Raw genomic sequence first — 9,271 nt, forward strand, 5'->3', positions numbered from 1 at the left:
GCATCTTTAATTAATTGTCGTGTACGGAGTATGCGAGGGTCTGTGTGCGGCTTTTTCTTTTCCATCATATCCTCTTTCCTTTCTTATTAAATAGTAAGCTACACTTCAAAGAGTTACGTCGTATTTCTTCCAGATAAACAACATAAAACTTATTTATGTAAATTAATTGACATTTTTTGGGTATTTGTAGCTTGTAAACACTATAAATTGTGCTTATAATCTCATTTATACAATGTTAATTATACAACATGTTGTAAATTATAACTATGATAGACTTGAAAAGATGAATGAAGTTGAGTAAGAGTGCAACAATCAACCACTCTATCCAAAAGGGACCAATCATGTTTGTGATGATAATAGGTGCTTTCCTTCTTTATCAAGCGTGTTAAAAACACTTCCGAAGAAAAATCCAACATAACTTTAAAGAAGCCAGCAAGAATTTAGAAGGCAAATTAACAATAGAAAATAAGTGCAAAAATATGCGAGTTGTACACTAAGGAGGAAATAAGATGTTAAATATACCCTAAAAATTATCATCCTAATGATTTTCAGAAACCGTATTTGGGTCAACAGATAATTTCTGGGACAATATTTAAAGAAACAAATAACTCCCGTAAAGGGCACAATGAGAAAGGAAGGCTATCATGAATAATTCAGATCAAACCTTATCAGAGAAAGCCATATTAGACGTATTTAGTGGTAAAAGTGGTGAAAACCCATTTCCGATATTCGCACAGATGCGGACAATGGGAGCTGTTATTCCTATTCCGTCTCCGATGGGTGAAAAGAATCGCCAAGCCTGGATGGTTACGCGTATGGAAGAAGCCATGCAGGTGCTAAAAGATCACGCCCACTTTACTGTAGACGGGAGCTCCATGGCTGACAACAGCAGCATTTGGCAAAACAATGCTGACCCATCCGCTCCCCCTACCTTCTTGACCGCAAAATCCTTGGTTTCAGTTGATGAACCCGATCATCGACGGTTGCGTAGGTTAGTATCCAAAGCCTTTACGCCCAAATATATGGAAAGCTTACGCCCTCGCGTGCAAGAGATTGCTGATGAATTACTCGACCAGGTACAACAAAAAGGAGAGATGGACCTTGTCAAGGACTATGCCTATCCTTTACCGATTAACGTTATTTCTGACATGCTTGGGGTGCCTCAAGCAGACCGAACAAAAATCCGCGGCTGGTCTGAGGCCATCGCACACGGCCTAGGCCTAGGGAGAAAAGATCCGGGGGTCGCGGAGCAGATACGAGCCTTCGGGGAATACATCGTGCAGCTTGTGGCCGACAAACGCCAGCATCCTGCTGATGACTTAATCAGCCAGTTGGTTGCCATCGAAGAGGAGGGAGATCGACTCGACGAAGCAGAACTAATCTCGATGATCTCGCTATTGATCTTTGCCGGTCATGAGACAACCTCGAATCTGATCGCTACGGGCACTTTGATGTTGCTGGATCATCCCGAGCAACTGGAGAAGCTAAAAGCCGACCTCAATTTGGTTCCTGCAGCCGTGGAAGAACTGCTGCGCTTCAACGGGCCGTCCACAATGGCAGGACCGCGTTTTGCTACTGAAGATATTGAACTAGCTGGGCAGCAGATCAAAAAGGGGGATATGGTCATTCCCGTATTGAAATCAGCGAATCGGGATGAGCTCCAGTTTACGGATCCAGAGGAGCTGGATATTACCCGCACAATCAAACGTCATCTCGCCTTTGGACATGGCATCCATATGTGTTTGGGAGCGCCGCTAGCCCGTGTGGAAGCAGATGTTGCGTTTTCCACCCTGTTGAGACGCATGCCCAACCTGCGCCTCAGCGTCCCTCGGGAGAACGTCCATTGGCACTTCATGCTGAGCTCACAGGGGTTAACCTCCCTGCCGGTCGCTTTTTAACGGAGGGAAAGACCTGCCTGTATCGCCAGACGCGACGGAGTGAGGGCGTCGTCCTCACTCTGTTAGTGCTGCTTTTCTAGGCGTTATCGGTTTCTTGGTGGTTACCGCTTGCCTCTACCAAGTGAAACCATGACCAAAAGTGTGGTTAAAGGCCCAGTCTTTGATTATTAGTTTCCTTGTTGTGTGAAATAAGGCCAACAACAGCACCAATTACTGTACCGATTGGAATGGCTTCTGGACCGAACGCCGAGGCAATTACACCAATTGCAGCGGAACTAACAGAACCCCATCTTCCATTCAACGTTGGAATTGTAACTCGTGGAGGAAACACATTCTTTAAACCGTACTTCCTTCAAATATCTTCCTTTCAATGTGGATTGCAGAAATTAGACAAAAAGAGAGGGTTCAAGCTACAACAATGCTTGAACCCTCTTTTGCAATTTTTCGTCGGGGTACGTTAGTTTGTAAATCAAGTGTATGGTCTTCGTCATCGGGAATCATAATTCAGAACGTCACCTCGACTCGCTCACGGTACACAATTATCATGGCTATGCTACCTTGGCGCTTTCCTATTTTAAACATGAGAAACTCCCAATCACTCTTACTGAAATTCCTCTTGAATACTTCCAAAAGGCATTGTCTTTTCTGCGGAACATCAGGAGACAACTGAATCGTACCTTCCGGGATAATCATTATGTGATTTTCGACGATGTTCAGTTCTTCCTCAAAACCCGCGAGCTACTCAAGGCGAGAGCTGTCTATTGGCTAATCTTCCATTAAAGAGTATTTAGATTTACAATTAATACATAACTAAGAAACTCCTTTAAGGTAATATTTACACCGTTAATCGTTCGATCAATCTAACTGCTATTTCTTCATGAGAGATATTATTATGAGTTGCTTGAAGAAATAGTTTTCTTCCAACCTCAACTAAAGGAATTTCAATTGTAGTTATATTCATGATTTTCGCTATAGGCTGATTATCAAATCCGATTAGCGCGAGTTTATTTGGTATTGAAATATTTTGATCCTTACAGCACGTTACAATTCCGGCAGCCACTTGGTCACTAGAAACTAATAATGCTGATGGAGGATTGCTCATATTTTTTAAATACTGAACTACCCGCTCCCCGTCCTCAAAATTAAAACATTCATCGAAAATATAATGAGGTTGAAACGGCTCGTTATATTTTACAAGGAAATCCCTGTAGGCTAATTCCCTTTGTTTGCTATTTGTTCCTGATCTTCTTCCTATACAGTAACCAATTTTCTTATGGCCTTTATTATATAAATACTCTAAAGCTATAGAGAAGCTAGTGTAATGATTAATAAACGTTGAAGATACTTGTTTTCCTCTCGCATCTTCACCGAGAACGATTGGGCCGTAGGACACATAATCATCTATCGTATTCCATTCAGAAATTCTAGAACAAATAATTAAAGCATCTATTTGTTTATGCTTTAACATATCTAAAGATTCTAGTTCCCTATCCTTTTCGTAATTAGTTTGGAAAAGAACTAACTTATAGTTGTTTTTTACTGCTTCAGCAGCTATTCCCTCGACTAGTAGTCCAAAATAGGGATGGTTTGAAAAAGGGATAGCAACACCTATAAGAAAGGTTTTCCCCTTACTCAGATGGACAGCATTTATATTCTTTTGATAATTGCTTTTCTCAATTGCATTCCATACTGCAGCCCTTTTTTCCTCACTAACATACGGCTCGTGATTTATTACACGAGAAACTGTTGTTACCGATACACCAGCCATTTTTGCTATATCTCTAATATTGGTCATAAGCTCACCTTCTCCGTAATACTTTTTCTTGCTTTGGAACGCGTTCCATCATTTAAGCTTGGGGTGTCTAAAGAAGAATATGGGGAGGAATATCATATGGGCATGCTGTATTTAATTATTTTATGTATTATTATAACGCTTTTCTCATCATTGACTATTTCACTGTATGAAAAGAAGAAATGTACGAAAAAGAAAAAAGATCCCTACAGCTTTTTGTTTGATGTTTACGATAAATAATTTTGGGTATTTTGAAGAAAAGCTATACTAATTGATAATAGTCTTGGGATTGACAACATAAAAAAATTATAGATCAAATTCCAAATGAGATTTTAAAGGATTAAGGTGTGATTTTGAGTGTATGACGTTGAGATAAGAAGACCACGAATTGAGGACAATGAAGAGCTAAATCAATTTTTTAGTACTGTCATTAAGGATACGTTTGCTAAAGAAGATTTATCGGAGTTGCTTGATGATATAGAAAATGAAATTGAAAATAAGAAACAATACTTGAAATGTGACTTTGATAGCAATGGGAAAAATCGATATTTTTTGATAGCTTTAGATAAAAATTGTAATAAAGTTATCGGTACAATTGAATATGGTCCTGCTAGTGAATTGATTAATATTTGCACAGATAGAGCATTGAAAGAGTTGTATGAGATAGGAACTGTTTTTGTACTTCCAGATTATCAAAGACTTGGTATAGGGACTTTACTTTTAAATGTAATGTTTCTTACTTTGCTGAATAGGGGCATCAAAGAATTTTGTTTGGATAGCGGATATACCAATGCACAGAAGATATGGAAGAAGAAATTTGGCGAGCCTGATTATTTGCTGAAGGATTATTGGGGTGAGGGGTGTGATCATATGATTTGGAGGAGATGCACTAATGATATGTCCATAATATTTAGTAGATGATTAAAGTTCGCTTTGAGAATATTTCATTTATATCAACTGGGTGCGTTTGTACAATAAGGATGATAAAAATGATCAAACTTTTTTATAAAGAAGTTAGTCCATCACGTTAATAAGGAGCATGTTTTGATCAATCTTTTTTAAAAACATGCTCCTTCTATTTGGTCTATTTATTAAGGTGAATAGTTACCAGTTACTTGCCATTCTTGACAAAGTTTCTTTTACTGGTTTTGGTGCGACAATAACTAGGGGTTACTTTTTATTTTGGGAGATCAAAGTTTGAAGAAGATCACGTAATTCTTGATTTTCTTTCCGTACTTTTCTCAACTCATCCTCAATATGGTGTAAGTGCCTTTGCACGTAATCAATTTCTTGTTCAGCTTTATAATTGATTGCAAAATCAATCATGGCTTCACGTTTGTCGCGTGCTGCTTGTCTATTTTGACTCATCATAATGATCGGAGCTTGGAATGCAGCAAGGGAAGAGAGAATTAGATTCAAAAGAATAAATGGAGGTTCATCAAAATGTAGAACTTTTGTAATCTGTAGAACGTTCCATATCATCCAAGCTACAAGAAATATGGAGAAATAAATAATAAATTTCCAACTTCCTCCGAATGCTGCAATTTGATCTGCAAGACGGTCTGAATATTTTGTTGTTCGAGAATACTCCTCATTTAAGTGCTTCATAATGCGTTGTTCATAATCATTTACTAATCTTTCAATTCGCTGTTCGTGTTTTTCGGTAATTGTTCTGTTCCTTATAGAATTTTTATTTTCCATGCCATATGCCTCTCTTAAATTAATTGTTTTTTGGATTCTAATTGAGGGTATCGCCACATGCTTATCAACTTAGTGAGAACAAATACCCCAAAACGCGAAAATTGACATCTTGAGGTTAAAAATGTACAAAATTTACGTTTTGAGGGCATTTGTCTTCATTGACTTGATGGACATGGTGCAGAATCCCTAACTATCTAATTCTTTTTGCACCAGAATCGTACAAGTTACTTAACTTTTCCTTAACTATATATAAATGATTTATAATTTCGACATATGAACCGCTGCTATACAGAACCAAAGCCTGCACGCGCTTCCTCTCTCTGGTTTGTCCTTGTATGGGACAGGAAAAGGGGTTGACCGCTTCTATATATGAGTGAATTATAGTTTCGACATTTCAATATGCTGTGTGCAACAAAACGACATTGTCGCTTTCTTCCTATCTCTGGTTTACCCTTGCATGGACCACTACAAGGGTTTGACCGCTTCTGCACGTCGCTGGATGCTCTTTCTCCACTATAAAAGGACGGTTTTTTTATTCAGTTGTATATAGTTTACTGTCTATATAATTTAAGATATACCTGAGTCCTCTTGTGTAGAATCATCGTTTATAGTTTGAGTATCTTCTTCCAATGGATTTTCTCCTGGCAGATCTTCTTCAGTTGGATCTTCCTCGATTTGCACGTCATACCCTTGATTTGTATCTGGAGTTACTTTATTAGTTCGATTCTCTGTTGTATCTAAACCAGCTCCAGTAGTCAAAGGATCTATCACTGCCACTAGCGGAATATTTTGTGCTTCTTTTTGATTCAAACTTGCTTCTGCATGTGAAAAACCAGCGGTCCCAAATCCTAACATTGCCAAAAGAACCGTGAATTTATTCATTTTAACACTCACTTTCTTTACTTTTTCTATAATTTTTATTCTCTATTCAACCTATTTAATCCCGCATTCGAAAGAAATGAATGGAACTGTGTTTCTTGTGAATGGTTTTGCACCAGAACCCCATATCAGTGTAATAAAAGATACAAAAATATCAAAATATAAAATGTGCTAATAAATGGTTACTTCCAGCTCGCGTATTGTTACAAACGATTATCATGCCAAAAATTCAAACTAAAATGCTCTTGCTCGTTGTACGTTTCAAACACATATCCTTTCTCTTTCAACCCTTGAATAATCGTAGGTAAAGCTTGGACAGATTGAGGATGAATATCATGCATTAAAACAACTTCTCTATTCCCGTTAGCATGTGATAGTACATTGTGAACGATAGCAGGCACAGATTTGCTAAATGGAACCTTATTATACTTCCAATCTAACGAATCAATAGTCCAATCCCATACTTTAAGACCAGCAGCTGCGACTTGGTCACGTAGCTTTTGATTAAGTCCGGGCATAGACCCATATGGAGGACGACACAAAATAGGCTGAATCCCCGTAATCTGCTGGATAATTTGTTGATCTGTTTTCATTTCATTCACGAATTGTCCCTGTACATAGAGTGTTTTATAATTATGTGTCATACTATGCATTCCGACATAGTCACCTTCTTGCACTTCTTGTTGCACGAGATTTTTATATTTTTCAGCGTGCGGTCCAAGTACAAAGAAGGTTGCCTTTATATGATATTGATTCAGAATATCCAATACTTGAGAGGTATATTCTCCAGGGCCGTCATCAAACGTTAAATAGACTATCTTATTAGGTTGACTTTTCTGTTCCTGTGACACGGGAGCAGCAACAGCATGCGCTTTGTGATTCTCCTTCTTATCCTGTGCAGAAGTTGTTTGTTTTGAGGAACATCCTGCAAGTATGGATAGAATCGCAACAGAAATAGCTAAAAGTACTATTATTATTTTCCAAATCCTCATGTTTCTGTCCCCCTATGTTGCCTAAGATCATGAATCTTAATAATTCCTTAAGATTATAGCAATGTTATGTGGATTTGTTGTGAAAAATAGTAAAAAAAACAGATTTTATAAAAAGGATTTTATAAGCAAAATGTTCGATTCTATTTTCATAAGTGGGGTACCACTACATTTTAACGAAATATCCACGGAGAGTTTCTTAGCATATTGTAGAGGGAATACGGGATGATATGCAAAAAATAGGGGTTCTTAGCGAATTATTTTTGCACCAGAACCCTCTACCCTCTATTCAATTGAAGGTCTGAAGGGAGTTTTTGTTTACATAACGCGCATTATCAGAAGTACAAATAACAGCCCAGGAATTCATAGATTCTTAGGCTGTTATTTGTGGTAACGTCTAGCTGTCCGTATTCACTCTAAAGAAATGGCCTGGTTCCGATTACGACAGTAGCGTCCAGTTCATCGCAATTTGTCACCTGTGGGATTAGCCCGTTTTGAGCAAATATCTCAACGGTTTGCAACGCCTGTCGCTGGCTAGTCTCAACAAGTAGATGACCGCCGGGTGCCAGCCAGGATAGTGCCTCAGCAGCCACCCGGCGCTGAACGTCCAGTCCTTCCGCCCCACCGTCAAGTGCCACCCTTACCTCATATTTGCGGGCTTCCTGAGGTAACAGCTTGATTGCCTCGGTAGGTACGTAGGGGGCATTTGCGACCAAGATGTGGACACACCCACGCAATTTAGTTGGAAGTGGATGGTAGAGATCACCTTCGTACACGTTACCACTGACCCCATTAATATTGCGACGGGCACATCGCACTGAGGTTGGGTCTATGTCGACTGCATACAACTCGATCCATCCCAGAACTGCGGCCAGCGCGGCGCCTACCGCACCCGTACCGCAGCATAAGTCAACTATGATGTCTCCTGGCATAGCCAGGTAAGCTGCCTGTTGGACGAGAAACTCGGTACGGCGGCGAGGTATGAAGACTCCTGGTTCTACTGCTATCCGAATACCACAGAAATCTGCCCAACCGATGATGTGTTCCAAGGGAAAACCGGCTGCTCGTCGTTCCACCATGTCGGCGAGTATTCCCAGTGTTTGTGCCTCTGAGATAAGTAACCGTGCCTCATCTTCCGCAAAAACACAACCGGCAGTCCGAAGCCTGGTTATTATACATTTTTCTGTTTCGGCATCTATATAAAAATTAATTTGCTTTCCCATTTATTTCACCACTCTCGATATCTTGTTAAGTTTATTATTAATATTCTTTAAAAGTTGGAGAAACCCTGTCTCAACTGCCCTGTACTTAAATGAGGAAGATATATACCGTATTCATGTCAGATTTACATAACATATCATTATCGGAAGTATCCTTGTACTCTGTTATTTTATCTTTTATATAAAACAGAGAGTAATCCTAAACTATGAGTAGAGGTCGGGCCCCCTAACGCTTTAAAATAGGCGAACTCTCACGTTCGCACAACGTAATATAAAGTACCTAAGTCTAGATTAAGGAGGCGTATACTATATGCATTCATACTGGAATTCATATCCGTATTACCCGACTAGAACATATTCATATTACCCAACTAAAAATGACCCTGCATCTCCAGATACACAACACATAATGCAAATGATGACAAGTCTTGAGGATCGATTAAATAAACTCACTAATTACCCAACTAGAAATGAACCTGCACCTCCAGATACACAACACATAATGCAAATGATGACAAGTCTCGAGGATCGGTTAGATAAATTCACTAATTACCCAACTAGAAATGAACCTGCACCTCCAGATACACAACACATAATGCAAATGATGACAAGTCTCGAGGATCGATTAAATAAACTCACTAATTACCCAACTAGAAATGAACCTGCACCTCCAGATACACAACACATAATGCAAATGATGACAAGTCTTGAGGATCGATTAAATAAACTCACTAATTACCCAACTAGAAATGAACCTGCCCCCCCAGATACACAACATATAATGCAAATGAT

The 9,271-nt window shown here is 39.1% G+C and carries 8 protein-coding genes and 1 pseudogene; 3 read left to right on the forward strand and 6 right to left on the reverse strand.

Annotated elements, in window-relative coordinates; translation table 11 throughout:
• The first annotated feature begins 644 nt into the window (after window positions 1-644).
• Window positions 645-1,898 (forward strand): cytochrome P450 family protein, encoded by a 1,254-nt coding sequence (locus H540_RS0110905; protein WP_028400677.1) that lies wholly within the window; start codon window positions 645-647, stop codon window positions 1,896-1,898.
• Between the two features lie 145 nt (window positions 1,899-2,043).
• Here H540_RS0110905 and H540_RS0110910 read toward each other — a convergent pair whose 3' ends face one another.
• Both H540_RS0110910 and H540_RS0110920 read right to left on the reverse strand, forming a co-directional pair.
• Entirely contained in the window at window positions 2,044-2,199 is a 156-nt protein-coding gene (locus H540_RS0110910) for a hypothetical protein (protein ID WP_162144533.1), read from the reverse strand.
• A 534-nt stretch (window positions 2,200-2,733) separates the two neighbouring features.
• On the reverse strand, window positions 2,734-3,693 hold the full coding sequence (locus tag H540_RS0110920; protein WP_028400680.1) for a LacI family DNA-binding transcriptional regulator: 960 nt from the start codon (window positions 3,691-3,693) through the stop codon (window positions 2,734-2,736).
• Window positions 3,694-4,047: 354 nt separating this feature from the next.
• On the opposite strand from H540_RS0110920, the gene H540_RS0110930 reads away from it, so the two are divergent.
• Window positions 4,048-4,611: a GNAT family N-acetyltransferase gene (locus H540_RS0110930; protein WP_028400681.1), complete on the forward strand. Its 564-nt coding sequence runs from the start codon at window positions 4,048-4,050 to the stop codon at window positions 4,609-4,611.
• A gap of 249 nt (window positions 4,612-4,860) precedes the next feature.
• Here the strand turns inward: H540_RS0110930 and H540_RS0110935 are convergent, their stop codons facing one another.
• The 4 genes from H540_RS0110935 to H540_RS0110950 all read right to left on the reverse strand — a co-directional run bounded on the left by H540_RS0110935 (window position 4,861) and on the right by H540_RS0110950 (window position 8,458).
• Window positions 4,861-5,391 (reverse strand): DUF1003 domain-containing protein, encoded by a 531-nt coding sequence (locus H540_RS0110935; protein ID WP_051317068.1) that lies wholly within the window; start codon window positions 5,389-5,391, stop codon window positions 4,861-4,863.
• Between the two features lie 567 nt (window positions 5,392-5,958).
• Window positions 5,959-6,273 carry a hypothetical protein gene (locus tag H540_RS0110940; protein ID WP_028400683.1) on the reverse strand — a complete coding sequence of 105 codons (315 nt, stop codon included), beginning with the start codon at window positions 6,271-6,273 and terminating at the stop codon, window positions 5,959-5,961.
• A 200-nt stretch (window positions 6,274-6,473) separates the two neighbouring features.
• Entirely contained in the window at window positions 6,474-7,262 is a 789-nt protein-coding gene (locus tag H540_RS0110945; RefSeq protein ID WP_028400684.1) for a polysaccharide deacetylase family protein, read from the reverse strand.
• 413 nt (window positions 7,263-7,675) lie between these two features.
• A complete protein-coding gene (locus H540_RS0110950) occupies window positions 7,676-8,458 on the reverse strand; it encodes a putative protein N(5)-glutamine methyltransferase (protein ID WP_028400685.1) in 783 nt (260 codons plus the stop codon).
• 331 nt (window positions 8,459-8,789) lie between these two features.
• Between H540_RS0110950 and H540_RS35540 the strand changes: the two are divergent.
• Window positions 8,790-9,271: pseudogene (locus tag H540_RS35540) on the forward strand (hypothetical protein); the annotation flags it as partial.

This window comes from Ectobacillus panaciterrae DSM 19096 (assembly GCF_000430785.1).
Lineage (GTDB): Bacteria > Bacillota > Bacilli > Bacillales > Bacillaceae_G > Ectobacillus > Ectobacillus panaciterrae.